The sequence below is a fragment of the Luteolibacter sp. Y139 genome, from assembly GCF_038066715.1.
Lineage (GTDB): Bacteria > Verrucomicrobiota > Verrucomicrobiia > Verrucomicrobiales > Akkermansiaceae > Haloferula > Haloferula soli.
The window spans coordinates 80,442-106,610 of record NZ_JBBUKT010000007.1 but is presented as its reverse complement, the minus strand read 5'-3'; the positions used below and the strand labels follow the sequence as shown (position 1 = coordinate 106,610).

Below are 26,169 nucleotides of genomic sequence, written 5' to 3'. Positions count from 1 at the left end.
TCTCCCCCATGAAACCCATCCTGCTCCTCCTTCTCTCCCTCTCCGGCATCGTCGCCGCCGCGGAGCCAACTCTGAAACTCGACCTCGGCGGAGGCACCACGATGGACCTCGTCCTCGTCCCCGCAGGCCAATTCACCCAAGGTTCTCCCGCCAGCGAAAACAGCCGCGCCGGTGATGAAACCCAGCGGAACGTCCGGATTAGCCACGACTACTACATCGGCCGTACTTCCGTGACCCGCGGCCAATGGGAGCGCTTCATCGCCGAAACCCATTATCGTACCGAAGCCGAGAACGGCACCAGCGGCGGCTATGGCTGGGACGGCAATACCCTCAGCCAAAGAAAGGACTTCACGTGGAAAAGCCCCGGATTCCCCCAAACTGCGGATCACCCCGTTTGCCTCCTCACCTTTCCCGACGCACAAGCCTTCTGCACCTGGCTTGAACGAAAGTCCGGCCGCAAGATCACCCTCCCCACCGAAGCCCAGTGGGAATACGCCTGTCGCGCCGGCACCACCACCGCATGGCACGGCCCCGACGCCGACATCGCCTGGCACAAGGGCAACGCTGGCAACACCACCCATCCCGTCGACTCCAAGCCCGCCAATCCCTGGGGCATCTTCATCGCCGGCAACGTCTCCGAATGGTGCCTCGATTGGTATGCCCCCTATCCCGCCGGCGACGCAATGGATCCACGCCAGGACAATCAAAACCTCAGCGATAAGCCCCGCCGGGTCCTTCGCGGTGGCTCCTGGAACCGCGGCGCCAGCAATACCCGCAGCGCCGCCCGCTACCGCGCCGACCCGCGCAGCCGGAATGCCGACACCGGCTTCCGCATCCTCTGTAGCACCGAAGTCGCCGCAGCAACTCCTCCACCATCACCACCCAAGCCTCCCGCAGCCACGGAGCTCCCACCAGTGGAAGCCGAAGCACCAGCAGAGCCCACCACTCCCGACGCCACACCCACCTACGACGAGCTACGGCATCGCTCGACGCCCTCTTCCCCACCGCTGATTGCCGTTCTCTTCAAGGGCCTGTTTTGCCTGCTCATCCCCGTCGCCGTGGTGATCTCGCTCTTCAAGTTGATCACCCGCGGTCGGAACCCGGCACCGCCGATGCCCAGCACCGGCTACCGACCTCAACCACAACCTGCCTATCAGCCACCCATCCGCAGGACCAACGACGGCTTCTGGATCAATGGCGACTACCCGGAAGGCACCTTGTTGAAAATCCGCTACATGGTCGCCGGTGCCGCGATGGTTCAGGAGCTCATCTATCGCCCGGGAGACGACGGCCAATTCGTCTTCACCGGCAGCGAACCGAATTCCGTCAGCGTCATCGCGGGCGATGATCCACAGAACGACATCTCCCCCGCCATCTTCAGCACTCCACCCGCATTTCCCCACCGTCGCCAGGACGACGATGATGACGATCGCCGCCGTCCTCCCATCTTCCCTTCGGCCTACTGACGAGCGATGTCCCATTCGCGCTCCCTTTCCGATCCCGAGCCCGCCAAGCAAGCGAGCATCGCGGGCTTTGCCCTCGTCTTTGGCACCGACCCGCGCCGGCCATGGCTGAAAGCCCGCAGCCGCCGCAGCCTGGAAGCAGCAGGCTTCGCACTCTCGCAAGAGATTGCAGGCCCTGGACTTCTGCTCCGCGCCGGCTGCGTGCTGCGATCACCCGACTCATTCAAAATCCCTCCTCTGTTAGAAGGCCGCCCATTGGTAGCCATCGGCCTCCCCCCTAGCGGCGAGTGGTCGGACTTCCACCGGAAACACGGCGGTGACTACTCGGGCGAACTCCCGCCGCCGCTTTGCGAATGGCACTCGTCTCCCGAGACCTTGCAGGCGCGTTTGAAGGGAGAAGCTCTGCCCTCCTCAGCGCGTATCGTCCACTGGTCCGCCCTCGACTTGGCCCCAACCGACGATCGCCTCGCCATCTATCAGATCGTCACCAGTCTCCAGCACGGCGGTGCGGAGAAAATCGCACGGGATCTCGCGGAAGAGCTCCCTCGCCACGACGTCGCAGCGCGGCTCGTCGTACTGGGTAAGCCTCATCGCACATCCCTCGATATCCCACCGGGCACACTCGACCTCTCCCATCTCCGGCGCGGCGAACGTGCAGGCATGCTCGCCAAGCACGCCATCGCCCAAGGTGCGGACATCCTTCACGTCCACCTCACCGATGCCGAGGAAACCCGCACCCTCTCAAAGTCCGGCATCCCCGTCATCACCACCGTCCACAACAGCCGCGAAGGCTGGCCGCGCGACTGGGAAACGCTTCAGCCAAACGACGTCACAATCTTGCTCGCCTGCTCTCAAGCAGCGGAATCGGAACTGCGCAGTGCATTGCCGAACCTACCTGTGCGCACGGTATGGAATGGCATCCGCCCGAACGAATTTCCCGAGACCCCACTACCTCCGAATGACTCGGGCTTCATCCTGGCTTGCGTCGCAAATCCGCGCCCGCAAAAACGCCTCGAATTGCTTCCCGCCATCACCGCCGCAATCCGCGATGAACTCGCAGCACGCGGAATCAACAAGCCGGTAGAGCTGCTGATCGCCGGAGAAACATCCCCAAACCTCGCCGATGCCACGGCTTCCCGCGAACTCGTCGATCGCGAAGCAGCAAAGCACGGCATCGACCTAACATGGACCGAAGGAAAAGTCCCCGTCCGTGAAGTGCTCGCAAAAGCCCACGCACTCGTCTCCTGCAGCGCCCACGAAGGCCTCAGCCTCGCTCACCTAGAAGCACTCTCATCCGGTCGTCCGGTAATCGCATGCGACACCGGCGGCACCCGTGAACTGGCATGGAGCAATCCCTCGATGAGCTTGTTAGGGGCCAAGGCTACGCCACAACAGTTCGCCAAAGCCATCGCCGACGCATTTCTCGCCCCCCCACCCTCAGCCCACAAGCTCGTATGGCGCGACTTCACCACCCCTCGCATGGCCGAGCGTGTCGCTCGCTTCGCCCGTCAAGCAGCCTGCCGCGTCGAGAAAGGCGCCACCCTCTGGTTCGTCACCAACAACCTCTCCATGGGCGGCGCGCAATCTTCCCTCCGCCGACTCGCAAAATCATTTCACGCGAAAGGTCACAAGGTCTGCGTCGCCCTGCTCCAGGAATATCCCGAGCACCCCACCGCAGGACGCACGGATTTGTTAGACCACGGCATCGAAGTCTTCGTCCCACCACCAGCCGGCATCATCGGGCCACAGGAAGCGGTGGATCTGATCCTCACCGAAATGACCGCCGATCCACCCGCCGCGGTCGTCTTCTGGAACGCCATCACCACCCACAAGCTGCTGCTCGCCGACTCCCTCCCATTCACCCCCGTCCACGATATCTCCCCCGGCGAGATGTGGTTCTCCTCCTTCGAGCGCACGATGGAGAATCCCCCACCCGGCCTCCCATGCCGCGAGCCGCGGGACTACGGACGCCTGTTGAAGAGCTTCGTCGTGAAATACGGAAGAGAGGCCGAACGAGCCGAAGCCATTGGCGCTTCCGTAAAGGTGATCCCGAATGGCGTGACTCTTCCCGATCAACCTCGCAGACGCACGCAGATAGAAGGAGCACTGGTCTTCGGCACTGCGGCACGCATCAGCCCGCAGAAGCGCTTGGACGAACTCATCGAAGCCTTCCGACTCGCGCTCCCTGACCTCCCAGCCTGCGTGCTGAAAATCGCCGGTGGAGTCGAAACCGGAGCCGAGGAATGCGCGAAGGAACTGCAAGAGCTCTCCAACGGCCTGCCCGTCGAGTGGCTCGGCGAAACCCATGACATCGGAAGCTTCCATGCCACCTGCGACGTCTTCGTGATGATCTCCGATCCCGCCGGTTGCCCGAATGCTTCGCTCGAAGCCCTAGCCTCCGGATTGCCAGTCATCGCCAGCGATGTCGGCGGCGCTTCCGAGCAAGTCATCGATGAACTCAATGGACGCCTCGTGCCCGCCCGTGACGTACCCGCCTTCGCCAAGGCAATGGTCGATCTGGCTCACGACACATCAAAGCGCGACGCCATGAGCACCGCCGCCCGCGAGCACATCCGCCAGCATTTCACATTGGAGCGAATGACGAACGACTACCTGCGACTCTTCCTCCCGGATGCCATCTAACAAATCAACCGTTCTGGTGACCGGAGCCTCCGGATTCATCGGCCACCATGTTGCCCGCCATCTCGCAGAATCGGGGCATGGTGTGATCGCATTGGACAATCGGGAGCCAAGTCCGCCGCATCCGGATGAGATTCAGACCATCCTCTGCGATATCCGCAACGGAGATCTTCCGGGCAAAAACTGCGACGCCATCGTCCACCTCGCCGCCTTGGGCGGAGTCCGGCCATCGATGGAGCGGCCTTCAGATTACATTGAGACCAATGTCGGAGGTACCGTTCGCCTCTTGGAATGGGCCAAACAGCACGGCGTGAAGCGCTTCATCTTCGCCTCCTCATCCAGCGTGTATGGAGCAACCAACGGAACGCCGAGCGCTGAAGACAATCCACTCTCCCCCTGCAGCCCCTACGCCCTGACAAAGGTTCAAGGAGAGCAATGGGGCAAGCTCTACTCAGAAAGTCACGGCATCGACTTCATCGCCCTACGACTGTTCGCCGTCTGGGGCGATGGCCAGCGCCCGGATCTAGCCCTGGAATCATTCCGCAGAAAAATCCTCGCCGCCGAAACCATCACCATCCACGGCGACGGCAGCCAGCGGCGTGACCTCACGCATGTCTCCGATGTCGCCCGTGCGGTCGAGCAAGCGCTCGCATGGAAAGGCCGCGGCTTCGAGACCTTCAATATCGGCACCGGCCGAAACCACTCCGTAAACGACATGCTCCGCGCCGCCGAGGCATGGACTGGCATGACCACCGAGGTGAAATACGGCCCACCGCATCCGGCCGATGTTCTCGGCACGCTGGCAGATGTCAGGAAAGCTCGCGAGATCCTCGGCTGGGAAGCACGAGTGGCTTTTCCCTAGAGCGCCTCCGCCACCCGCATCCCATCGAGCGCCGCACTTACGATCCCCCCGGCATACCCCGCCCCTTCCCCACACGGATACAGGCCATGCACTTCCGGATGCTCCAGCGTATCGTCCCGCCGAGGAATACGAACCGGCGAACTCGTGCGCGTCTCAAAGCCTAACAACAACGCCTCCTTCCCCGCATACCCCCGGATCTTCCGGTCAAACAACTTCAGTCCCGTCTGCATCCGCCTGACGATTCCCTTCGGCAAAATCTCATGCAGCGGCGAGGACTTGCCTCCAGGAAAGTAGCTCGTCTTCGGCAGATCGGCCGAAACCTTGCCGACAAGGAAATCAGCCACCCGCTGCCCCGGCGCCACCTGTCCCCCGCCACCCGCCTGCTTCGCCGCAACCTCCAGCGCCTTCTGATAGGCAATCCCGGAAAGCACGCCGTGCTCCTTCGCAAACGAGTCCGTATCCTCCGGCTCCACCGTCACCACCAGCCCCGAGTTCGCAAACGGCGAATCGCGGCGAGCGAGGCTCATCCCATTCACCACCACCTCATCATTCTCGGTCGATGCCGGCACGATGAAACCACCAGGGCACATGCAGAACGAATGCACCCCGCGGTCATCGATCTTCGTCGCCACCGCATAACGCGCAGCAGGCAACAGATCCGGCCGCGCCTCATCTTTCTTCAGGTGATACTGCTCGGCATCAATGAACGGCTGCGGGTGCTCAATCCGCACCCCCACCGCAAACGGCTTCCGCTCTAACAAGATCTTCTTCTCCGCAAGCAGCCGGTAAATATCCCGCGCGCTGTGCCCGGTCGCCAGAATCACCGCATCCCCCGTGATCTCCTCACCATCCGCAGTGACCACGCCACGCAGCCGGTCACCATCGAGGATGAAATCCACCACCTTGGCCTGAAAGCGGACTTCCCCACCCGCTTCGAGAATGGAAGCCCGCATCGCCTTCACCACATTCGGCAGCAGGTTCGAGCCGATGTGCGGATGCGCATCTGTTAGAATCCGCTGCGGCGCACCATGCGCGACCAGGATCTCGTAAACACGAGCGACAGGGCCACGCTTCGTCGCACGCGTGTAGAGCTTGCCATCGGAGAAAGTCCCCGCCCCCCCCTCACCGAAACAATAGTTAGAATCCTCGATCACCACCCCCTGCCGCAAGATCGGAGCTAAGTCGAATCGCCGCGCGGACGCATCCTTCCCCCGCTCCAGCACGATCGGCTTGATCCCCCGCTCCAGGCACCGCAGCGCCGCAAACATCCCCGCCGGTCCGCACCCCACAATCACCGCCGTCTTCGCATCCCGCGGCAGCGCCGGAGCCGACCAGGCCGGATTCACCTCCTCCGGCAGCGGCTCATCCACCGCCACCTCCAGCCGGAGCTGCACCTTCACCGCACGCTGCCGGGCATCCAGCGAGTGCTTCAGCAGCCGCACTCCGGTCACCCGCGAGGCGGGCACGCCGAGCTTCTTCGCCGCAGCAGCTTTCCACGCGGCTTCGTCCTCGGAGGCTTCGAGGGGCAAAATGAGGTCGAGCGTCTCGATCATCGGCCCGCCGTGATGGCAGGCCCAGGAGCCGCGGGCAAGCCCGGCGCACGCTTAACGGATCGGTCGCTTCCGCCCGCTGTCGTCCACGCTCACGTAAGTGATGCCGGTCGAAAAGATCGGCGGCGCGATCGAGTTCCGCCGGTCGAAGACCTCCACCCGGTAGCTCACCGAGGTATTGCCCTCGTGCTCCTTGATGCAGCGGATATTGAGAATAGTCCCCTGCCGCACCGAAAACCGGAACTCCACCTTGTCCATCCCGATGGTCACGAACTGGCAGTGCGGGAAATCCAGCGACGCCGCGATCCAGCACGCCTCATCCACCCACGCCAGCAAGCGCCCGCCAAAAAGGAATCCGAAATGATTCAGATCCTCCGGCAGGACGAGGCGGTGCGTTTCCATGGCTTGGCTCTAGCTCAGCTCACTTCTTCCAGCGACGGCGGCGCTTGTCCGTATCAAATCCGGCATCAATCGACCACTGGCCGGCCCCGGTGATGATGAAGACGAAGCAGGGAATCAGATAAAGCACCGCCATCTCCTTGGAAGGCCCGCTGCCGGTCGAGAAAAACGGCGCTTGGGCGTTCACTTGGAACGCGGCAATCGTCATCGCAAATCCGAGCACGAATGACGCCGGCCGGGTCATGAAGCCTAGCATCAGCAAGGCCGACGCACCCACCTCCGCGCCGATCGTCGCCATCAGGCTGACCGGGCTGCTCATCAAGTTCAGCGGAAAGATACCGGCAACCGGCCACCCTGCCTTCATCTGCTCGAAGTTCTGGATCTTCATGATCCCGTGCCCGTAGAGCATCATCCAGCCGTACGCCAGCCGCAGCAGCACCAGCCCGGTCGAAGCCAGCGGGTCACGCGTCCCGCAGTCGAAAAAGAACTTCTTCATTCCGCGCTCGGGGTTCCCTCGCTGCCACGCGGACGAATGATGATGCGCTTGAGCCGCTCCTCGCCGCCGGGCGAAACGCTCTCCACCGTCTCGTCATCGACCAGCACATTGTGGACGAGCCGGCGGTAGTAGGCATTCAGCGGCCGCATCTTGAAGGCCTTGCCGCTGGTTTTCACCCCCTCGGCCGCAGCGCGGACCTCGGCGGACAGCTTGTCTTCCTGGATCGCGCGGTAGTGCTCGCAGTCGATCCGCACGCGCGGGGCCTTCGGGAAATGCTTCCGCAGCACCCGGTTCACCAGGTACTGCAAATCATCCAGTCGCTCTCCGTCCTTGCCGATCAGCAACTCGCTGCGTGGCGTGTGAATCTGCAGGCACGGCTCCTCCTCGCTTTCGATGATCTCGATCTCCACATGGAAGCCGAGATGGCCCAGCATGGTATCGAGGATCTTCTTCGCTGCCCCAACGGGTGTCATGGCCGTCATCTAACGATCCTTGCGCCCGCCGGTCAATGGCGCGGTCAGCTTCCAGCCCATGTCTTTCCGATCTCCGTAGCAATTCCGGACAGTCGCGCCTTCTCATCTTCCGTGAAATCATGCGGCTCCTGCATGCCAACTCCCAAGGTACCCAGCACCGTCGCACCATCGGGCGAGAGCACCGGCACCGCCAGCGAGCCGGAGACCTTCGTCTCCCGCGCATCCGGCCGGGCCACCCCGCCCAGATCCTGCTGGAGATTGCACAGCTCCACCGGCTCCCGCCGCTCCGCCGCCACCCCGGCGATCCCCTTGCCAAAGGGAATCCGGGCGATCTTCGGCAGCAGGAATTCCGGCACCCCGACCTGCGCCACCAGGTCCAGCCACTCGCCATCCGCCTTGTGCAGGGTCCCTGTCTGGCAGGCGAAACTCTCGAGCACTCCGGCCAGCCACGTCCCCACACTTTCCTGATTCGCGAAATCCACGTTCATGCGGTTTGTTCTTCCGCGCACATGACGGCCCGGCAACAAGGAAATCTTGCCGGTACCCTCCTGAGCATGAGATGCATCGGAAAACCCAGCATCTGAGGACAGGATTTCGGATTTACACCCTGAATCCATGATTTGAAGTTTCGACTACGTTTGACCTACTAACCCATGAAAACAGCCACCTTGATGACGCTGATGGCAACCGCTTGCCTTGCCGCCGGAAAAGATTCCGCCTCCGCTACCTCGAAAATTCCTGTGGAAACCTTTGGAAAGCTCCCTGACGGCCGTGAAGCCAAGATCTTCACCCTGACCAACAAGAACGGCCTCCGCGCCAAGATCACCGACCTCGGAGCGACCATCGTCTCCATGGAAGTCCCGGACAAGGCCGGCAAGAACGCCGATGTCACCTACGGCTTCGATTCCGCGGAAGGCTACCTTTCCAAGGGCAATCCCTACTTCGGCGCCACCGTCGGCCGCTTCGGCAACCGCATCAAGGACGGCAAGTTCTCCCTGAACGGCAAGGACTACACGCTCGCCACCAACAACGAGCCCGGCGGCATCCCCTGCCACCTCCACGGCGGCAATGTCGGCTTCAACAAGGTCCTCTGGACCGCCAAGGCCGATGACGCCTCCAACTCCCTCGACCTCACCTACGTCTCGAAGGACGGCGAGGAAGGCTACCCGGGCACCCTGACCACCAAGGTCAAGTACACCCTGACCGAGGCCAACGAGCTGAAGTGGGAAGTCACCGCCACCACCGACGCCCCGACAGTTCTCAATATCGTCCAGCACGCCTACTGGAACCTCAGCGGCGTGCCGAATGAGACCATCAACGATCACATCCTCACCCTGGATGCCGACAAGTATCTGCCGACCGACAAGGGCCTGATCCCGACCGGCAAGCTGGATTCCGTCACCGGCACCCCGATGGATTTCACCAAGCCGACCCCGATCGGCGAGCGCGTCGGCGCGGAATTCGAGGCCCTCAAGCTCGGCGGTGGCTACGACCACGCCTGGATCCTGACCAAGAAGGAAGGCATCCGCCACGCCGCCACCCTGAAGGACCCGAAGAGCGGTCGCCGGCTCGACATCTCGACCGATAAGCCCGCCATCCAGTTCTACGGCGGCAATTTCCTCGACGGCACCGTGGCCGGCAAGGGCGGCGTGAAGTACGCCTACCGCACCGCCTGCGCCCTCGAGACCGAAAACTTCCCGGACGCGCCGAACCAGCCGTCCTTCCCGACCGCGGTCCTCAAGCCCGGCGAGACCTACAAGCACACCATGGTGCTGAAGTTCTCGGCCGAATAATCCGCAGGCCTGCCTCCCTTCCGTGCGCCCCCACAATCGTGGGGGCGCACGCACTGACCACTTGCTAGACGGGCAGCCCGTCGCTTCAAATCGCGCTCCTGCTTCCCGAATCCTTGTTTTCCTGAACCCAATGTTCCTCGACCTCGTCCCGATCCTCGCGTCCGCCGGTGGCGGCGCCGTTTCCTCCGGCGTCAATGCGCCGAAAATCGACCTCCATTTCGTCGATTACACCATCCTCGCGGCCTACATCGCGGTCGTCATCGGCATCGGCTTCATGCTGAAGCGGCAGGTGAAGAGTGCGAACGACTTCTTCCTCTCCGGCAAGTCGATCCCGGCATGGATCACCGGCCTCGCCTTCCTTTCCGCCAACCTCGGCGCGCAGGAAGTCATCGGCATGGCCGCCTCCGGTGCCAAATACGGCATCATGACCTCGCACTTCTATTGGGTGGGTGCGATTCCGGCCATGATCTTCCTGGCGATCTTCATGATGCCGTTCTACTACGGCTCGAAGGCACGGTCGGTGCCGGAATACCTCAAGCTGCGCTTCGATGAAAAGACCCGCGGTCTGAACTCCATCGCCTTCGCGGCCATGACGGTCGCCTCGTCCGGCGCCTCCCTGCACGCGCTGGCCGCCCTGCTCAAGCTCCTGCTCGGCTGGGACTACAATATCTCGCTGCTGGTTTCATCCGTCGTCGTTCTGGCCTACGTGCTCAAGGGCGGTCTGACCTCCGCCATCTACACGGAAGTCCTCCAGTTCTTCCTCATCGTCCTCGGCTTCGCGCCGCTGGTCATTCTCGGCCTTGAGAACATGGGCGGCTGGGAAAACATGAAGAAGGGTCTCGATGACACCTTCGTCCACTCCTGGAAATACATGGGCACCACCGACAACCCGATGGGTGTGGAGTGGTTCGCCATGGTCTTCGGCCTCGGCTTCGTGCTCTCCTTCGGTTACTGGTGCACGGACTTCCTCGTCGTCCAGCGCGCCATGGCCGCCAAGTCCATGAACGACGCCCGCCGCACGCCCATCATCGGCGCCGTGCCAAAGATGCTCTTCCCCGTGATCGTGATCCTTCCCGGCATCATCGCCCTGGCGCTGATGAAGTCCGGCACCGGCTACTCGATCCCCGGCATGGAAACCGGCAATCCGGACTACAACCTGGTGATCCCCTCGCTGATCGCCCACTACCTGCCGACCGGCCTCCTCGGCCTCGCCCTCACCGCGCTGATGGCCTCCTTCATGTCCGGCATGGCGGGCAACGTGACCGCCTTCAACACCGTCTGGACCTACGACATCTACCAGTCCTACATCGCGCCGAACAAGTCCGACTCCCACTACATGTGGATGGGTAAGGTCGCCACCGTCGCCGGCATCCTGATCTCCATCGCCTTCGCCTATGTCGCGAAGAACGTGGACAACATCATGGACTTCCTCCAGCTGGTGTTCGGCTTCGTGAACGCTCCGGTCTTCGCAACCTTCCTTCTCGGCATGTTCTGGAAGCGGGCCACCGGCCACGGTGCCTTCTTCGGCCTGCTCGGTGGCACCCTCGCCGCCGCCGCCTTCCACGGCCTCAGCACCCCGAAGATCATGGCAGCCGGCGAAGCCGCCCTGCCTTGGATCAAGGGCGGCTACCTCGGCGCCCACTACCAGTTCACCTCCAGCATGGCCCAGAACTTCTGGCTCGCCATCGTCGCCTGGAGCTCCTGCTTCATCCTCACCATCGTCATCTCGCTGGCGACGGCCCGGACCAAGGAGGACAAGGAACTCGTTGGCCTCGTCTACTCCCTCACGCCCAAGCAGAACGACGAAGCCGAGCCGCTCTGGAAGCGCCCGGCCGTGGTCGGCACCGCGGTGCTGGTCTTCGCTCTGATCCTCAACATCATCTTCTGGTAAACCCCAGCCGACATCCTACCTATGAACTTCGACCTGCGGCTGCCTATCGGTGTCCTCTTCACGCTCTTCGGAGCCATCCTCGTCGGCTACGGCGCGGTGACCAAGGGCAGCGAAATCTACCAGAAATCGCTCGGCCATAACATCAACCTGAGCTGGGGCGCCGTCCTGCTCGTGTTCGGCCTGGTGATGCTGGCGCTCGCCAAATTCAACAAGACCTCCGGGGACTAAGGCCTCGCGCCCGTTCCCGGTCCCGCTTCACCTCCGGGGCCAATTCCGCCAACTGGCTGGATTGGCCCCGTTTTCTTGCCCGTTCGCCTCAACCACGGCCTCGGGTGTTTTTCCGCTTTTCCGCTTTCCTATACATATCGGAAAGGAGGAATTCACCAATCGAACCCGTTTCGCGGGATGACTTGGTTCAATCCTCGCCATTCGATCGTTTCACCCAAACAGGTTTTCTGCGGACAGCTTTCACCTTTGCCAAATCCGCGGATTTCTTCACCCTTCGGCCGGCACCGGCCGCTTCCACGGGGTGCCACCGCCCGATCGCCGCTGAGAGCCCCGGCAGCGATCCTCTCCTCGTCCATGTCCCTCGACCTCGCCACGACCCTGACTGATCTCGCCGCCGACGCTGCCGCCGGCCTCAAGGAACAATTCGGCTGCGACGCCACCGTCACCGCCGCCGCTCCCGGCCGCGTCAATCTGATCGGTGAACACATCGACTACTGCGATGGCTTCGTGCTGCCCTTCGCGATCGACCGCTACATCGTGATGGCTGCCGCGCTGAATGGCACCAATGAAGCCCGCGTCGCCACCGCCCTCGGCGGCGAACCGGCGATCCTGCCGCTCAACACCAAGCAGGAGATCACCGCGCCGAAGTGGGCGAACTACCTCCGCGGCGTATTCCAGGGCTTCCAGGACCGCGGTCATCACCTTCCCGGCTTCGACGCCTACATCCTCTCTTCCGTGCCCGGCGGTGCCGGCCTCTCCTCCTCCGCCGCCCTCGAGTGCTGCGTCGCCACCCTGCTGGAAGGCCTGCTCGATACCGTCCTCGATACCAAGGAAAAGGCCCTCCTCTGCCAAAAGGCCGAGCACGATTTCGCCGGCGTCCCCTGCGGCATCATGGACCAGTTCGCCTCCGCCTTCGGCAAGGCGAACCGCCTCATCCTCATCGACTGCCAGACCGGCGAGCCCGAGCTGGTGCCTTTCGAAAACCCGGACCTCACCGTGCTCATCGCCAACACGATGGTGCACCACGAACTCTCCGACGGTGGCTACGCCGCCCGCCGCAAGAACACCGAAGATGGCCTCGCCGTCATCGGCAAGAAGTCCTGGCGCGACGCCACCCTCGCCGACGTGGAGTCCAATTGGGACGCAATGGGCGACCCGGTCAATCGCCGCGCCCGCCACGTGGTCGGCGAAATCGCCCGCACCGTCGCCGCCGCGGAAGCCCTCGCCAAAAACGATTTCGAAGCCCTCGGCCCACTCATGGCCGCCAGCCACGACTCCCTCCGTGACGACTTCGAGGTCAGCTGCAAGGAACTCGACCTCATGGTCGACATCGCCCGCGCCATCGGCCGCAACGGCGGCATCATCGGTGCCCGCATGACCGGCGGCGGCTTCGGCGGCTCCACCGTCACCCTCTGCGAATCCCGCAAGGCCTCCGAAATCGCCGCGACCCTCGCCGCAAAGTACCACGAAGCCACCGGCATCACCGCCCAGATCTTCGCCTCCCGCCCATCCCAAGGAGCCCACGTCCTCTGAGGATCTTTTCCGCAATCCTCTTCAGCCCCAACGGGGCGCAATCCCTCAGCCCCGGCCATCGGCCGGGGTTTTTGGCGCCAGAACCATGGCGGCCTGAAGGGCCGCGAGATGGGTCAAGCCGGTCTTCACCGTGCCTCCTCATCGACCGACCGTTTCCCAAAAAGAGAGCCCTGCAAATCCTGCCGGGCTCTCTGTTTAAGGGATTTTCCCAATGACCAATGACTGGTGACCGCTGACTAGTTCACAGCTGCTTGATCCGCACCGACCGGAACTCGACCTTGTCCCCGTGGTCCTGGAACACGATGTGGCCCTTCTTCGCCTTGTTGAAGAACTCCCAGCCCTTGAACTTGGACTTGTCCAGCATCGCCTTGAAGTCGTCGCTCTCCGTGTCCACATCGGCGGTCACGTTGCCATTCAGATAGAGCGTCACCTTCGTGCCCTTGATCACCAGCCTCGCCTCGTTCCACTCGCCAACCGGCTTTGACCACTCCGGCTTGGCCGGGATGATGTCGTAGAACCCGCCGGCCACATTGGCCTTCTTGGTCTCATGGGCATACTTGTGGCCCGGCTTGTCGAAGGAATCGAGGATCTGGTACTCCGGGCCGCTCATCCACGGGTACTGATGATCCTCGGTGGAGCGCCAGATGATGCCGGAGTTCCCCTGGTCCGCGATCTTCCACTCGCAGCGGAAATCGAAGTCCGCATATTCGTCATCCGTGATCAAATCGCCACCACCACCGGCGGTCAGTACGATCGCCCCGTCCTGAACCTTCCACTGCTCCTTCGCCTCCTTCTCCTTGTAAGTGCGCCAGCCCTTCAGCGTCTTGCCGTCGAAGAGCAGCTTGAAGCCGTCTTTCTTCTCTTCAGGCGAGAGTTCATTCGGGGCGGAAAATGCAGGTATGGCCATGGCGAGCAGCAGCAGGATGGATTTCATCAGTCCAACTAACGGCGGCAGCACTCTCCGGGTTTAGGGTGAATTCGTCATCTCACCCAATGAGAGCCGGTTGAGATCACATCCGTTGGACGCCAGCGAAGTATCGCTTGAAGCGAGATGGAAAACATTCGCTCAAAAAGAACTCCCTGCGAGAACAAACCTTTGATCCAAACAATTGAAGATCAGCAATTTGTTTGTGAATAAATCTGATCAATTTCCTGCTAATTTCTGAATTCCAAACTGAAAATCATGTTCATAACTTGTGAATAATTTTTCAAAACGTCCGCTTAAACCAAAAGCTGGTTCGCCGTTTGAATCTCTGGCAACGATTTCGCGATGAGTTCTTACCGCCTCCATTCTCCCCCGGATGGCTCCGACTTGGCCGCTCTGGTTCGCAAAGGCATTCGCGAAGCCGACCCCGCCGACGTAGGCCCACGAGATTGGTTACCCATAAATCTGGCTTTGGAGGCCGACGACGGCACCACCATCGGCGGCCTCTACGGAGCGACCATGTGGCGATGGCTCATGATCGACGGCCTTTGGGTCTCACCCGAGCACCGCAGCAAAGGCCTCGGCCGACAACTGCTAGAGGCCGCGGAAGAGCAGGCCGTCGAGCGAGGCTGCACCGGCTCCTGGCACGGCACCTTCGATTTCCAAGCGCGCGACTTCTACGAAGCACACGGCTACCAGGTCTTCGCCGAGCTGCCCGGGTTTCCGCCGGGGCGGACCCACTACCACTTGCGAAAGCACTTCTCGCCGACAGAAACTCATCCCGGATGATCACCTCCGGATCCATCTCTCGCGAAGTCGCGGCCGACCGTTTTGATTTCCTCGCCGAGAAGGTCCGGGGCCGCCGCGCCGCGCTCAACGACTTTACCCACACCGATCCCGACTTCGTCTTCTGGATCTACCCGGATGGCCGCCTCTTCGATGCCAAGGATGCGCACATCCGCAACTACCCGAAAGGCCACGCCCACATCCTCAAGGACAAGCCCGAGTATGGCGGCTTTCTCCGCGGCCGCGTCGCCACCCGGCTCGGGCACCAGTTGATCGTCGTCTATTGCCGGGAAGATGCGCTCTTCAGCGATGCCAGCCGAATGACCCAGTTCCTGAAGGGAATCACTCACCTCCCTGTGCCTCTGGACCCGGCCGCCCTCGTCGTCAGCGACAATGCCGATCTCTACGGCACGCTCGACGATATTGAAGAGCGCCTGGCTTCCTTGTTAGGCTGACCCAAGCCCGTCACTTCACTGTGATCAGCTTGTCCTCCTTCGGATCGGCTTCCACGTAGATCTCCTTGTATTCCGAAGCGCCGCCGCCGTGGCGGAACATGCCGATGGGGCCGGCGATGATCCGCGTCTCCGGATCCTTGCGTTCGGCCGGGGTCGGGTGCTGGTAGCGGACGATCTCCACGCCATCCACCGCAGCGCGCAGGGTGCCTTTCTCCAGATTGCAGAGCATCTCGGTGACGTGCCACTTCTCGGAATCGCGCGGGCCTTTCGCGAGATCCTGATGCAGGAGATTGCAGTGCTGCGGCGGATGGTAGTTCCACATCCCACCGAAGGGCGGCATGAACTGGAGCCAGCCTGCATTGTCGATCTTCGGCTTGGCCGGGTCCTCTGGTCGATCACCCCAGAAAAGGATGCCGGGGTGATCGTTGTTCACCGGATCCATCCGCGAGGTGAAGATCAGACGGAAGCTGCCGTAGTCGGCCTTGGTGTAAGCAAGTCGCGAGGTACCTCCCACGCCACGCATCGCGCCATCGACGATGCTCCAGGTGGATGGTTCCGCGACCCAGCCGTCGAAGTCCTTGCCATTGAAGATCCTCGTACAGCCGGGATAGGGATTGGCGGGATCGGCACTGAGTGATGGGGTGGCGACGAACGAGACCAAGGCGACGAGCGGCATCAAAGAGGCGGGCTTCATGACCCTACCATGACGGATCGAACTGGATCGGAAAGTACCCGAATGAGTAGGGCCGCCCATGGATCCCAATTGTCCCGAGTGACTGCTTGTCTCCTTTTTTGCTGCTTCGCTACACCATTTGGCTGAATCAGAAGCCTTGTCTCCCCTCACCTGAAATGGGGCCTCTCAGTTTTCCACTCCTTGGATGCGGAAGAATTTTCGTCCGCCGACCAAAGGTGCGACCGCCTGCTTACGGGTGTAATCCTGTGGAACCCCGCTCTGATCGCCATTGATGACAGGCAGCGCGCTCGTGGGCCAGGGATTGGACAAGTCGCTGCTCTCCTGGAGCTGATAGCTAGCCCCGGAGCTTCGCTGCAGCCAACGGAGGAGAAGGCCTTCCGCAGTCACCTCGCTGCTGCAGAGGGATCCATTCGCGAGGATCGGCGAGGTTCCGAAGAGATACTCCATCAGGTTGCTGAAGCCATCGCCATCTGGATCCGCCGTGCGGCTACGCTGGGCGGGATCCTGGATGCTGAGGCTCCAGGCCTCGTAGGGATCCGTGGGGATCACGCTGAGTTGAATCAGGGAGCCCGTGACCACGAAGGAGTAGTTGTAGCCGGGAAGCGTGGTTCCGAGGATGAAGGAGTTCGCAGTGAGATTCGACAGGGTCGCACCGCTGGCATCGATGAGCGTGTAGGTTCCCCCGGAGAAGCCACCGGCATTCAAGAGGTTCACCGTGATCTTGCCGGAAGCCGGGCCGGTGAGGGCTCCGGCGGAAACGCGGACGAGATCCGTGGCGGGTGAGCCAAGCTGCAAGTCCAGAACCGAGCCGCCATTCAGCGTGAGGCCATTTGTGAACTTCAAGGTCCCGGTCGGGTTGCCCGGCGCGAGATGCGCACCGCCTTGGAGCGTGGTGGCTCCGCCAATGCTGCCATAGCCGCCGAGCGTGGCACCGCTGCTCACGGAGACCGCGCCGCTGCCCAGCGCGGAGCCGCTGCTGTTAGACGCCAGCAGCTTGCCGCTGGAGATCGTGGTGCCGCCGCTGTAGACGTTGGCTCCCGAAAGCGTGAGCGTGCCGCTGCCGGTCTTCTCCAGCGAGCCGGTGCCATCGGTGATGCCCGAGAAGACATCGTCCAGCCCCAGCGCACCGAGCGTCACCTTGGAGCTGCCCGTCTGCAAAGTGCCACTCCCGTTGAGCGAGCCGATGGACAGCGGAGCGAAGGCACGGACATCGCCTCCCGCTTGGCTGATCACCTTCGCGCCGCTGGCGGTGGGACCGGCCGTGGCGAAGGAATCGAAGTCTCCGCCCGCAAGCAGGGTGATGGTGGCGCTGCCGGCATTGGCACTGGCTTGCAAGCCCAGGCTCGAGCCATTGCCGACCGTGAAGTTTGCCGAGCCGGCGGTGGATGAATTCTCGAAGCTCGTGCCGGTGAGTGGCCCCAGGCTATAGTTGGCTGCTCCGGCGGAGGCGTTGTCGTAGAAATAGATGTAGCTGAAATTATCCAGGAAGAGGTTCTGGGGAGTCCCGGTGCCGTTGCTCATCACGCTGTTGCCACGGAGATGCAGGTGGGAAGCATCGGCCAAGCTGTTGCCGTGGAGGTAGTAGGTGGGGCTGTGGGGATAACTCACTTCCAAGGTGCCGTGGTTGATCCGGGTCGCACCCTTGTAGGTGTTTTGGGCGGGGAGGTTCAGTGTTCCCCAGCCGTCCTTCACGACTTCCACCACATCATCACCGGAGGTGACGGTGGCCGTGACGTTGAGGGTGGCGAGAGTGTTCACATCGAAGGCAGCTCCATTCTGAAGCTCCAGCCTTCCCGCGATCGTCGAGGTCTTGGCGCCGCCACTTGCCCCGATCGTCCTTCTGGAAATGAAGCGGGAAGCTGCGGTGGGGCTGGTGGTCCCGCCGTTCGAGCTGAGGGTGCCACCGGCAAGCGTCGTATAGTACGGGAGCATGATGGCGCTGCCACTGGTGTTGGTCATGGTGGCACCATAGAGCGAAACGTTATCGGTCCCGATGCTCTGCCCGAGTGCACCGGCATCGGAGAGTTCGATGACGCTGCCTTGGTTAGCCACGAGATTGCCGCGGATCGCTCCAGTCCCACCCGAGGAGGTGGCCAAGAGAAGCTTGCCATCCTGAACCGTGGTGGTGCCGGTGTAGGTCTGGATCGAGTTGATCTTGAGCACCCCGGCCCCGGTCTTCTGGAGTGAGCCGGTGCCGGAGATGATGCTATTCAGCGTGAGCGTGCCGGAGGAAGGAGTGAGCGTGCCCGTGCCAGTGATGCTGAGGGGGCGCGTGAGTGTCAGGTCTGCGGTGGTCGCAAGGCCGCCGCCAGCCAGGGTGAGAGGGATATTGTCCGCGCCGAGATTCGCGTTCGACGCGATCGAGATCCAGCCGCTCTCGATCGTGGTGCCGCCGGTGTAGGTGTTCGTTCCCGTTAACACCACCGTGTCACCGCCGGTCTTCTTGACCGTGCCGGGGCCGGAGATCGCGCCGGGACTAGTGCCCCCGGATTGGAAGATGAGCTGGGTATTGTTCACCGTGCTGCCGGAAATGCTGGAGCCGCCCGCCACTACGACACCTTCCGTAATAGTTAGAGTGCCGGTGAAGGTGTTCGCGGCGTTGAATGTGAGCGTGCCCGGGCCGAACTTCCTGATCCCGCCGCTGTTGGTGACCGCGGCATCCACGATCAGGTTGCCATTCGCTCCCACCGTGATGTCGGTGTTGGGATTCAGCAGGTCGCGCAAGTCCATGCGCCCGCTGATGTGCGGCGCGGCACCGGCCGGGACGGTGAAGGTGGTATAATTGCCGCAGGCGAACTTGCCCGGGGCATTCGGATCGGCCACACCATTGTTGGTGCGGATCTCTCCGCCATTCAGCGTGTAAGCCACGCCCCAACCCTGGTCACCCGCCGCCGTGGAGTTGATCAGTCCTGCATTCAAAGTAACGCTATCCACCTTCTCGCCGGGGAGGTATCCCATCGCGTTCACCGCGTTCAGGTCCATGCGCCCGGCATTGATCACGAGCGGCGAGCGGATGCCGCCGGTGCCTCCCGGGCCGGACTTGTTCACGGTGATGACCCCTTGGTTCAGCGTAGTCACTCCAGTGTGCGTATTGGTCCCATACAGATTCAGGGTCCCTGCGCCGGTCTTGGTGAGGCCCGCGGTTCCGGTGAGGCACGCATAGCAATCCAGCCATGCGGGGGTGTTGTTGCTGGCGAAGAGCCCTATATTGAAGGTGGCCGCAGTATTGCCATTGTCCGAGCGCAGGTCGATCCGGCCATAGGCCCTCGCGACCGATCCCGCAGTGCCGCCGCTCACCGTCAGGCTGCTATTACCGCCGGCAGGTCCACCGAAGGAGAAGCGGGACGGAGCGGTGGGAACATTGGCGTTGGGGTCGTTGTGGCCGTTGTTCGAGCTGATCATGCTGTTGCCCTCCATCGTGTAGGTGACTCCCCAGCCTTGGTCGCCGCTGGCGGTGTTGATCACGGTCCCGTTGACCAGATCGATCCTGTCGACCTTCTGCCCGGTGATCCAACCGAGCGCATTCGGGGCTCCCGTCTGGAGAATCCCGGCGGAAGCATTCACGAGCACATTGCCACGGATCGTGCCGATGCCGCCGTTGCTGGGGTTGTCGAGGGAGAGGATTCCATAGATGACTCTCGTGCCTCCGGTGAAGGTATTCTGCGCGGTGAGATGCAGGGTGCCCGCCTGCGACTTGAGAATACCGCCACTGCCGTAGATCACCCCGCTCTGGGTGGCCTCAGCGCCAGCGCCAGGTGCGTCCAGCGTGAGGGTGGTGCCGGTGGTATCGTAGGAGTTCGTGTTGTTCTGGTTCGCGCTGTAGACGATCGCATGCAGCGGAGCGGCGGGGCTGGCCAAGGCAGCAAGGGCCAGCAGGTGGGTGCGGGTGACAGTCATGGTTGGAGAGGGAGTGAGGAGCTAAAGAGGCCCTATCATTCAATAACTCCGAAGCCTCGCGACAACCCGGCAAACCCCGTACTACTACGGGGTCCGTTCCACGGAGGCTTGCCTCACCCGGGCCGCTCTAACGAAATGCCGCCGTGCCCTTCCCGCGCTCACTCGACTGGCAACCTTCGGCCGCCCTGCTGGCGCTTGCAGCGACCTTGTTAGGCTGGCTCTTGCTCGGCTTCTCGGGACACCCCAAGGGCATGCTGCCGCTGGCCGGCTCTCCACAAGCGGAGGTGGTAGTGCTGGAAGACACAGTGGCCGCTGCAAACCCAGACCCAGCCGCGATCGCTGCTCTACCAGACAGCGCATGGAAACCGTGGAAAAAGCCCGGCTTCATCCGCGAGCGGGGTCCTAGCAGCGCTTGGGTGAGAATCATCCTGCACAATCCCGATCCATCACCGCAGGCCGGAGTGCTCGCGGACCTCGTTCGCTACGCCGACCGCGTCGACCTCTTCTCGCCCGCGGACAAGGAGCGCGATCCTAAAGCGGGCACACCCGGTGGATGGCTGCACCAGGTCTCCGGTGAATGGACATCGCCCGCAAGCAAGGCAATCCAAGGACGCGAAACCGCCTTTCCCCTCACCTTGCCACCGCAGGGATCACGGGTGATCTACCTGCACTATCAGGATTCCGTTGCCCTCTGGTTGGAACCCGGCTGGTGGCCGGACGCGATAGACTTCCACACGGCGATGCAGCGCGATCTCATCGCGGAAAGCTTCTACTTCGGCACGCTGTTAGCCTTGCTGCTCTACCACTCCATCGTGTGGCTGCGGCTGCGTTTTCCCACCACGGGCTACTACCTTCTCTACCTCGCCTTTTACATCCTCTACATCTTCGGAGTCCGCAGCGGGGTATCGGTGCTCGGGCTTCCTCTGGGTTCACCGTGGATGGAGACCATCGGCGCCATGGCCTTGCCTCTGAGCGGCGCATTCCTTGCGACTTTCGCGCGCCATCTTCTCGAACTACCGGAGCAAGCACCACGCGCGGATCGCACCGTGCGCGGTGCTGCCACCTTGCTTGGCGTGCTTCCCGTGGCAGCACTGCTGGCCGTGACCACCGGCCATGCCGATTGGCTACAGGCCATCGTGGCGATCGGGGCGCTTGCCCATATCGCGCTCCTGGGAGCCGCCGTCGTCGTGTGGCGCTCGGTCGGCTGGCAGTCACGGAACTTCGTGCTGCTCTCCGGCTTGCTCCTCGCGGGTCTGGTGCCGCTGGTCGTGCTGCTGAGGAATGCACCGATCGAAACCATCTGCCGCGCGGTGATGCTGGGCTCCGCCCTGGAAATCATGCTGCTCTCGATGGCCCTCGGCGAACGCTTCGCACGCCTCCAGCGCGACAAGCTCGCAGCTCAGGCCCTCGCGATGGAAGAAGCCGAGCGCCGCCACCAGATCCAGGAAGCCTATGCCGATGAACTGGAGCATGAAGTCCGCTCGCGCACTCACGAACTGGTGGCCGCCGATGCCGACAAGAACCGCATGATCACCGTGTTGGGACACGACCTGCGCAGTCCCCTGACAGCACTGACCCTCTCCGCGGAACAAGCCGCAGGAAATGGTGCCGCCACACGGCCCGACTTCGCGACAGAGGTGGCACAGACCGGAAAAGCGATCCTGCTCCTGCTGGAAGACGTGCTGCTCTGGACCCGCCTCCGCGCCGGAACCGTGAGGCTCGCGGAGCATGCCGCCGGAAGCGTGGTGCGGCCGATGGTGGACCTTCACCGCGGCAACGCTTCGGGACGCAGCGTGGAACTCTTGTTAGATGAAGACGGGCATGCACCACGCGTCCATACCGATCTAGTGCTGGCCCAGACCTTGGTGCGAAATCTGGTCTCGAACGCCGTGAAATCGGCACGCAGCAGGATCACTGTCAGCGTCTCCGCGTCGGACCTGGTCCGCATCAGCGTGAGAGACGATGGTCCCGGCCTGCCCGAATCCGTGATCGCCAGCCTAAGGGATCCGGCCGTGCCACTGCCCCTCGGGAATTCCCGCAGCGGGCTGGGCCTGCGGCTATGCCTGGAGATTGCCCAGGCGCTCGGCACCAGATTGGAAGCCGAAGACCCGGCTGGCGGCGGCACCGGGATTTCGTTTACTTTGCCACGCGCGGAAAACTAGGGTCCGGGCCGTGAACCCTCCCCGAACGCGCACTCTTTTGGTCGAAGACCAAGGGATCTTCCGCGCATTCATGGAGACTTGGCTGGCACCATATCCCCGCTTCCAACTCGTCGGATCCGTGGCCTCAGCGGAGGACGCCTTGCCGCTGCTCGACACCACTCGCCCCGAGTTAATGATCGTGGATCTGCAACTGCCGGGCATGGATGGGCTGGAGTTCGCGCGCGTCGCGCGTCAGGCCCGCCCCCAAGCGCGGGTGCTCATTCTTTCCTCGCTGATGGATCCCCTCACCCTGACTCGCGTGCGTGAAAGCGGCGTGGAAGGCTATTTGGAAAAAGACACCCAGCCCGAGTTGTTGGAGAAGGCGATGACCACAGTGGCCGATGGCCGTCCCTTCTTCTCGGCGCGCTTTGCCGAGGTGATCAGCCGTGAAGGAGCCAAGGCGGAAGCGCTGGGAAAGATCCTCTCACGCCGCGAACAGGAAGTGCTCAGCCAGATCATCACCGGCAAGACCAGCCGCGAGATCGCCGACTTCTACGGCATCGGCCTGCGCACCGTGGAATTCCACCGCGCGAATGTGATGGCGAAGTTCGGTGCGTCCAATACCGCCGAACTGCTATCACTTGCCCGGGCACGCGGCGTCGCTTGAACCTCCGCTCGAAAAAAGGGGCGCGGCGCATGGAATGCACCGGCCCCTCGATAAGTCTCAAAATCTGCGGGAATCCTCAGCCGAGCACATCCTCCATCGCATCGATCAGCTCCTGCATGGTGGCTTCGGTTTCGTTGCCCATGTTGGAGATGCGGAAGGTGGTCCCCTTGATTTTGCCGTAGCCGCCGTTGATCAGGAAGTTGTGCTTCGTTTTCAGCGCCTTGATGAAGCCGGAAAGGTCGAAGCCCTCGGGCGTCTTGAAGCAAGTCAGAGCGGTGGAGCGGAAGCCTTCCGGCGCGAAGTGCTCGAAGCCGCGCTTGGCACCCCACGCGTGGATCATCGCGTTGGTCTTCGCGTGGCGGGCGATGCGGTTGGCAAAGCCTTCCTTCTCGATCTCGCCGAGGATGTACTGAAGCCCGTAAAGGATCGAGATCGCTGGCGTGGACGGCGTGTTGTTCGCGGCGGCGTTCTTGGCGAACTCCACGAAGTCGAAGTAGTAGCCGCGGTTCGGCGTGCCCTTGACGCGCTCCATGCCAGCTTCGGACACGGCGAAAACGCAAAGGCCGGGCGGCAGGGCGAGCGCCTTCTGGACGCCGGCGAGCATCACGTCGATGCCGTTCGCATCCATGTCCACCGGCACGGTGGAGAGCGACGAAACGGTGTCCACGATCAGCATCGTGTCCGGGAAGGACTTCACCACCTTCGAGATCGCGGCTAGGTCATTGAGCACGCCGGTCGAGGTCTCGCTGTGAATGAAGGTGACGGTGTCGAAGCCGCCTTCGGAAAGCTTGGCGCGGACGACCTCGGGGTCGATCTGCTGGCCCCACTCGACCTGCACGGAATCGGCCTCGTAGCCGCACTTCTTGGCGACATCGAGCCACTTGTCCGAGAAGGCACCGCAGCAGAGGCTGAGGACCTTCTTGCGAGCCAGGTTGCGCAGGGCACCTTCCATCACGCCCCAGGCGGAGGAGGTGGAGAGGAAAACCGGGCGGGAGGTGCCGAAGATGGCCTGGAGGCCGGGCTGGAGCGAGGCGTAGAGGGCTTCGAACTCGGAGCCGCGGTGACCGATCATGGTCTGGGACATCGCCGCGAAGGTCGCAGGCGAAACGTCGATCGGGCCGGGGCTGAACAATTTAGGCGAAGGCATGGCGGCGGGGAAAGTAGGCACGGACAGCCGCTCGCCAAGGGCGAAGCGTGTTCCTTTCAGCCTCTCCCGCGTTTGCTTGAAGCGCCTTTGTTGAAATTTTTGAGTTTTTAACGATCAAATGGCATCCCAGCTGCGATGAAATCGCCAAGCCCAAGGTAAGAATTGCCACGAAAATGAGTAAAATCACACATTTAATGACCTGCTGGGCTGCTATTGCGGGAATGACCGCTTACGCCGACCCCAGTGCCCCTGAAGCGCCCGTGAACGGCAGCACCTCTACCGCCGCTACGGCGGCAATGGAAGGTCCCGCATCGTCGGCAGAGCCAAGCGATCCGTTCGCCGTGGCGCTGGCGATTCTGAACGGAGAAGCAGCACCCGCCGAAGCGGGTCGGGAAATCCTGCCCCCGTTGGCGGATTGCTTGCATCCCGAGGAGCAAAGCTCCGTCTCTTCGGCGCAGTTGGCGGAAGGCAAAGTGTCCTCCTTCCGCATCGGCGCGGAAGGCGTCGACCAAGTCACCGTGAGCGAGGACGGCGGCCTTCAGGTGGGCCTCACCGCGGTGGATACCCACGTCATCGAGATCGCCGGGAATGGCGGGATCAAAGCAGGCACCTATACACTGATCGACTACAAGGGCGCGATCGGAGGCGCTGGCTTCAGTGGACTGGTGCTCCACAGCACTCCGGATTTGCACGCGGAATTGGTGAACAACACCGCCGAAACCAAGATCGAACTCGTGGTCTCCGAAGCCGGAGCGCCGCAGCCTTCCGAGGCAGCCAGCGGTATCGGCAACCTCCTCGGTGGCTCCAGCCTCTGGTCACTCTTTGACGAGACGGGCACGTATCTCCTCGACGATGAGACCGTCAGCGAGAACCCCGGGATCCTGGGACTCCTGGGGTCCGCAGCCAAAGTTTCAGATCAAGACGCACTCCAGTGATCAGCCAAACGTAGGCTCGGGGCTGCCCACCTTCAGGAACCACCTACTCCTTCGCCAACATGCTCAGCGCGATCACCGCATAGCTGGTCGCCAGCACTGGATCCTGCTCCATCCAGCGGCCATTCTCGTTCGCCCACGAGCCATCCGCGCGCTGCAGCGAAATCAGCTTCGCCGCGAGTTCGGTGCGCCAATCCACCTCCTTCTCGCCCGCCTTCAGCTTGTCGATCTTCGCGGTGGTCAGCGTCTTCGCCATCACGAAGTAGTAGTAATAAAGCCCCTGCTTCCCCTGCCCCGGGTTCTCCTCGACGCTGTAGCGCCGGGAAAGCCAGTCGATCGCCGCCTTCACCCGCTTGTCATCCGCACCGACCTTCGCGTGGATCAGGCTCAGCAGCCCCGAATAGGTCATCGTTCCATAGCTGTGGGAGCCATTCTCGCCGCTGCCATCCGGCGTATAGGTGAAGCCTCCCTTCTCCGCCGGCTCGTCACTCGCCCACGTGGCGGAATTCGTTTCGGTCAGGTTCTGGCAACGGCTCACGAAATCAATCGCGGCCTGCCAGTCGAGGTCCTCCTTGCCGATCGGCTCCTCGCCCTTGTGCTTGTCGCGGTAAAGCGCCAGCGACTCTACGGCGAAAACCGTATTGTCCAAGTCCGGCCGGCTCCGGCGCCCCTCCGGCTCGTAGCCGAACCCACCGTCATTGGCCTTCTTGTCCTTGTCGGGCTCGTGCTTCTGGGCACCCACGAGAAACTTCCGCGCCGCCTCGATCCGGGCAAGGTCCGCATCGTCATCCGCATGCAGCAGCGTCGAAAGCGCGATCGACGTATTGTAGTTCGCCATCCCCTTGTCGTAGATGCCACCATCCGGCTTGGCGCTGGCCCGGAGAAAGCCGAGCCCCTTCTTCACCGTCTCCGGATGATCCTTGGCCGCCTCCGGCGCGAGCAGGAAGCCCTGCAATGCCAGCGCGGTCATCCCCGGAAACTCCGCCGTGGACCAGCAGCCATTCTCCTTCTGCTCCTTCCCGAGATACTCCAGCCCTCGATCAATCGCAGCCACCGCCTTGGCATCCGGCGCAGCGATGGCAGGACTCCCCATGAAAACAACCACCGCGGCAGCCAACGGCCGCCCCACCCAAGAAAGACGACGGGACTTCATCATCCGGTGAAAACGCACCGGCGCGCGGAATTCTTGGAAAATTC

General features: G+C 62.6%; 22 protein-coding genes. 12 read left to right on the top strand and 10 right to left on the bottom strand.

Annotated elements, in window-relative coordinates; all coding sequences use genetic code 11:
* The first annotated feature begins 8 nt into the window (after positions 1-8).
* Genes WKV53_RS17650 through WKV53_RS17640 form a run of 3 tightly spaced genes read left to right on the top strand, consistent with a single transcriptional unit; the run spans position 9 to position 4,965 of the window.
* Positions 9-1,466, top strand: coding sequence for a formylglycine-generating enzyme family protein (locus WKV53_RS17650; protein WP_341406101.1), 1,458 nt, complete (start codon positions 9-11; stop codon positions 1,464-1,466).
* A gap of 6 nt (positions 1,467-1,472) precedes the next feature.
* On the top strand, positions 1,473-4,106 hold the full coding sequence (locus WKV53_RS17645; protein ID WP_341406100.1) for a glycosyltransferase family 4 protein: 2,634 nt from the start codon (positions 1,473-1,475) through the stop codon (positions 4,104-4,106).
* Positions 4,096-4,965 carry an NAD-dependent epimerase/dehydratase family protein gene (locus WKV53_RS17640; protein WP_445974772.1) on the top strand — a complete coding sequence of 290 codons (870 nt, stop codon included), beginning with the start codon at positions 4,096-4,098 and terminating at the stop codon, positions 4,963-4,965. Before WKV53_RS17645 ends, WKV53_RS17640 begins: the two co-directional genes overlap by 11 nt.
* Here the strand turns inward: WKV53_RS17640 and WKV53_RS17635 are convergent.
* Genes WKV53_RS17635 through WKV53_RS17615 form a run of 5 tightly spaced genes read right to left on the bottom strand, consistent with a single transcriptional unit; the run spans position 4,962 to position 8,371 of the window.
* Positions 4,962-6,518, bottom strand: coding sequence for an NAD(P)/FAD-dependent oxidoreductase (locus tag WKV53_RS17635; RefSeq protein WP_341406098.1), 1,557 nt, complete (start codon positions 6,516-6,518; stop codon positions 4,962-4,964). The two genes, WKV53_RS17640 and WKV53_RS17635, sit on opposite strands and share 4 nt — an antisense overlap.
* 51 nt (positions 6,519-6,569) lie before the next feature.
* Positions 6,570-6,917 (bottom strand): acyl-CoA thioesterase, encoded by a 348-nt coding sequence (locus tag WKV53_RS17630; RefSeq protein ID WP_341406097.1) that lies wholly within the window; start codon positions 6,915-6,917, stop codon positions 6,570-6,572.
* A 19-nt stretch (positions 6,918-6,936) separates the two neighbouring features.
* A complete protein-coding gene (locus tag WKV53_RS17625) occupies positions 6,937-7,410 on the bottom strand; it encodes a DoxX family protein (protein ID WP_341406096.1) in 474 nt (157 codons plus the stop codon).
* Positions 7,407-7,883 carry a Jag family protein gene (locus WKV53_RS17620; RefSeq protein WP_341406095.1) on the bottom strand — a complete coding sequence of 159 codons (477 nt, stop codon included), beginning with the start codon at positions 7,881-7,883 and terminating at the stop codon, positions 7,407-7,409. Before WKV53_RS17620 ends, WKV53_RS17625 begins: the two co-directional genes overlap by 4 nt.
* Positions 7,884-7,927: 44 nt before the next feature.
* Positions 7,928-8,371 (bottom strand): GAF domain-containing protein, encoded by a 444-nt coding sequence (locus WKV53_RS17615; RefSeq protein WP_341406094.1) that lies wholly within the window; start codon positions 8,369-8,371, stop codon positions 7,928-7,930.
* Positions 8,372-8,536: 165 nt separating this feature from the next.
* Here WKV53_RS17615 and WKV53_RS17610 point away from each other — a divergent pair, with 165 nt between their 5' ends.
* The 4 genes from WKV53_RS17610 to galK all read left to right on the top strand — a co-directional run bounded on the left by WKV53_RS17610 (position 8,537) and on the right by galK (position 13,328).
* Positions 8,537-9,676: an aldose epimerase family protein gene (locus WKV53_RS17610; RefSeq protein ID WP_341406093.1), complete on the top strand. Its 1,140-nt coding sequence runs from the start codon at positions 8,537-8,539 to the stop codon at positions 9,674-9,676.
* Positions 9,677-9,806: 130 nt separating this feature from the next.
* Positions 9,807-11,567, top strand: coding sequence for a sodium:solute symporter family protein (locus tag WKV53_RS17605; RefSeq protein WP_341406092.1), 1,761 nt, complete (start codon positions 9,807-9,809; stop codon positions 11,565-11,567).
* Positions 11,568-11,588: 21 nt separating this feature from the next.
* The gene (locus WKV53_RS17600; protein ID WP_341406091.1) at positions 11,589-11,795 is read left to right on the top strand and encodes a hypothetical protein; all 207 of its coding nucleotides are present in this window, start codon (positions 11,589-11,591) and stop codon (positions 11,793-11,795) included.
* 354 nt (positions 11,796-12,149) lie between these two features.
* On the top strand, positions 12,150-13,328 hold the full coding sequence (galK, locus tag WKV53_RS17595) for a galactokinase (protein WP_341406090.1): 1,179 nt from the start codon (positions 12,150-12,152) through the stop codon (positions 13,326-13,328).
* A 241-nt stretch (positions 13,329-13,569) separates the two neighbouring features.
* Here galK and WKV53_RS17590 read toward each other — a convergent pair whose 3' ends face one another.
* On the bottom strand, positions 13,570-14,262 hold the full coding sequence (locus WKV53_RS17590) for a 3-keto-disaccharide hydrolase (protein ID WP_341406089.1): 693 nt from the start codon (positions 14,260-14,262) through the stop codon (positions 13,570-13,572).
* 336 nt (positions 14,263-14,598) lie between these two features.
* Between WKV53_RS17590 and WKV53_RS17585 the strand changes: the two genes are divergently transcribed.
* Both WKV53_RS17585 and WKV53_RS17580 read left to right on the top strand, forming a co-directional pair.
* Positions 14,599-15,042: a GNAT family N-acetyltransferase gene (locus WKV53_RS17585; protein ID WP_341406088.1), complete on the top strand. Its 444-nt coding sequence runs from the start codon at positions 14,599-14,601 to the stop codon at positions 15,040-15,042.
* Positions 15,039-15,494 carry a hypothetical protein gene (locus WKV53_RS17580; protein WP_341406087.1) on the top strand — a complete coding sequence of 152 codons (456 nt, stop codon included), beginning with the start codon at positions 15,039-15,041 and terminating at the stop codon, positions 15,492-15,494. The genes WKV53_RS17585 and WKV53_RS17580 overlap by 4 nt, the downstream gene beginning before the upstream one ends.
* Before the next feature lie 10 nt (positions 15,495-15,504).
* Here the strand turns inward: WKV53_RS17580 and WKV53_RS17575 are convergent, their stop codons facing one another.
* Positions 15,505-16,188 carry a 3-keto-disaccharide hydrolase gene (locus WKV53_RS17575; RefSeq protein ID WP_341406086.1) on the bottom strand — a complete coding sequence of 228 codons (684 nt, stop codon included), beginning with the start codon at positions 16,186-16,188 and terminating at the stop codon, positions 15,505-15,507.
* Between the two features lie 165 nt (positions 16,189-16,353).
* On the bottom strand, positions 16,354-20,085 hold the full coding sequence (locus tag WKV53_RS17570; protein WP_341406085.1) for a beta strand repeat-containing protein: 3,732 nt from the start codon (positions 20,083-20,085) through the stop codon (positions 16,354-16,356).
* 143 nt (positions 20,086-20,228) lie between these two features.
* Here WKV53_RS17570 and WKV53_RS17565 point away from each other — a divergent pair, with 143 nt between their 5' ends.
* Positions 20,229-22,247 (top strand): sensor histidine kinase, encoded by a 2,019-nt coding sequence (locus WKV53_RS17565; protein ID WP_341406084.1) that lies wholly within the window; start codon positions 20,229-20,231, stop codon positions 22,245-22,247.
* A 10-nt stretch (positions 22,248-22,257) separates the two neighbouring features.
* Entirely contained in the window at positions 22,258-22,893 is a 636-nt protein-coding gene (locus WKV53_RS17560; RefSeq protein WP_341406083.1) for a response regulator, read from the top strand.
* Positions 22,894-22,969: 76 nt separating this feature from the next.
* On the opposite strand, the gene WKV53_RS17555 is transcribed toward WKV53_RS17560, so the two are convergent.
* Positions 22,970-24,040, bottom strand: a complete 1,071-nt coding sequence (locus WKV53_RS17555) for a pyridoxal-phosphate-dependent aminotransferase family protein (protein ID WP_341406082.1) — start codon at positions 24,038-24,040, stop codon at positions 22,970-22,972.
* 221 nt (positions 24,041-24,261) lie between these two features.
* Here WKV53_RS17555 and WKV53_RS17550 point away from each other — a divergent pair, with 221 nt between their 5' ends.
* Positions 24,262-24,975 carry a hypothetical protein gene (locus tag WKV53_RS17550; RefSeq protein ID WP_341406081.1) on the top strand — a complete coding sequence of 238 codons (714 nt, stop codon included), beginning with the start codon at positions 24,262-24,264 and terminating at the stop codon, positions 24,973-24,975.
* A gap of 43 nt (positions 24,976-25,018) precedes the next feature.
* On the opposite strand, the gene WKV53_RS17545 is transcribed toward WKV53_RS17550, so the two are convergent.
* Positions 25,019-26,128 carry a prenyltransferase/squalene oxidase repeat-containing protein gene (locus tag WKV53_RS17545; RefSeq protein WP_341406080.1) on the bottom strand — a complete coding sequence of 370 codons (1,110 nt, stop codon included), beginning with the start codon at positions 26,126-26,128 and terminating at the stop codon, positions 25,019-25,021.
* Positions 26,129-26,169 lie beyond the last annotated feature (41 nt).

What these genes read in the sequence shown, in the direction of transcription:
- WKV53_RS17650 (WP_341406101.1), top strand. Translation starts at nt 9, where the DNA reads ATGAAACCCATCCTGCTCCTCCTTCTCTCCCTCTCCGGCATCGTCGCC.
- WKV53_RS17645 (WP_341406100.1), top strand. Translation starts at nt 1,473, where the DNA reads ATGTCCCATTCGCGCTCCCTTTCCGATCCCGAGCCCGCCAAGCAAGCG.
- WKV53_RS17640 (WP_445974772.1), top strand. Translation starts at nt 4,096, where the DNA reads ATGCCATCTAACAAATCAACCGTTCTGGTGACCGGAGCCTCCGGATTC.
- WKV53_RS17635 (WP_341406098.1), bottom strand. Translation starts at nt 6,518, where the DNA reads ATGATCGAGACGCTCGACCTCATTTTGCCCCTCGAAGCCTCCGAGGAC.
- WKV53_RS17630 (WP_341406097.1), bottom strand. Translation starts at nt 6,917, where the DNA reads ATGGAAACGCACCGCCTCGTCCTGCCGGAGGATCTGAATCATTTCGGA.
- WKV53_RS17625 (WP_341406096.1), bottom strand. Translation starts at nt 7,410, where the DNA reads ATGAAGAAGTTCTTTTTCGACTGCGGGACGCGTGACCCGCTGGCTTCG.
- WKV53_RS17620 (WP_341406095.1), bottom strand. Translation starts at nt 7,883, where the DNA reads ATGACACCCGTTGGGGCAGCGAAGAAGATCCTCGATACCATGCTGGGC.
- WKV53_RS17615 (WP_341406094.1), bottom strand. Translation starts at nt 8,371, where the DNA reads ATGAACGTGGATTTCGCGAATCAGGAAAGTGTGGGGACGTGGCTGGCC.
- WKV53_RS17610 (WP_341406093.1), top strand. Translation starts at nt 8,537, where the DNA reads ATGAAAACAGCCACCTTGATGACGCTGATGGCAACCGCTTGCCTTGCC.
- WKV53_RS17605 (WP_341406092.1), top strand. Translation starts at nt 9,807, where the DNA reads ATGTTCCTCGACCTCGTCCCGATCCTCGCGTCCGCCGGTGGCGGCGCC.
- WKV53_RS17600 (WP_341406091.1), top strand. Translation starts at nt 11,589, where the DNA reads ATGAACTTCGACCTGCGGCTGCCTATCGGTGTCCTCTTCACGCTCTTC.
- galK (WP_341406090.1), top strand. Translation starts at nt 12,150, where the DNA reads ATGTCCCTCGACCTCGCCACGACCCTGACTGATCTCGCCGCCGACGCT.
- WKV53_RS17590 (WP_341406089.1), bottom strand. Translation starts at nt 14,262, where the DNA reads ATGAAATCCATCCTGCTGCTGCTCGCCATGGCCATACCTGCATTTTCC.
- WKV53_RS17585 (WP_341406088.1), top strand. Translation starts at nt 14,599, where the DNA reads ATGAGTTCTTACCGCCTCCATTCTCCCCCGGATGGCTCCGACTTGGCC.
- WKV53_RS17580 (WP_341406087.1), top strand. Translation starts at nt 15,039, where the DNA reads ATGATCACCTCCGGATCCATCTCTCGCGAAGTCGCGGCCGACCGTTTT.
- WKV53_RS17575 (WP_341406086.1), bottom strand. Translation starts at nt 16,188, where the DNA reads ATGAAGCCCGCCTCTTTGATGCCGCTCGTCGCCTTGGTCTCGTTCGTC.
- WKV53_RS17570 (WP_341406085.1), bottom strand. Translation starts at nt 20,085, where the DNA reads ATGACTGTCACCCGCACCCACCTGCTGGCCCTTGCTGCCTTGGCCAGC.
- WKV53_RS17555 (WP_341406082.1), bottom strand. Translation starts at nt 24,040, where the DNA reads ATGCCTTCGCCTAAATTGTTCAGCCCCGGCCCGATCGACGTTTCGCCT.
- WKV53_RS17550 (WP_341406081.1), top strand. Translation starts at nt 24,262, where the DNA reads ATGACCGCTTACGCCGACCCCAGTGCCCCTGAAGCGCCCGTGAACGGC.
- WKV53_RS17545 (WP_341406080.1), bottom strand. Translation starts at nt 26,128, where the DNA reads ATGATGAAGTCCCGTCGTCTTTCTTGGGTGGGGCGGCCGTTGGCTGCC.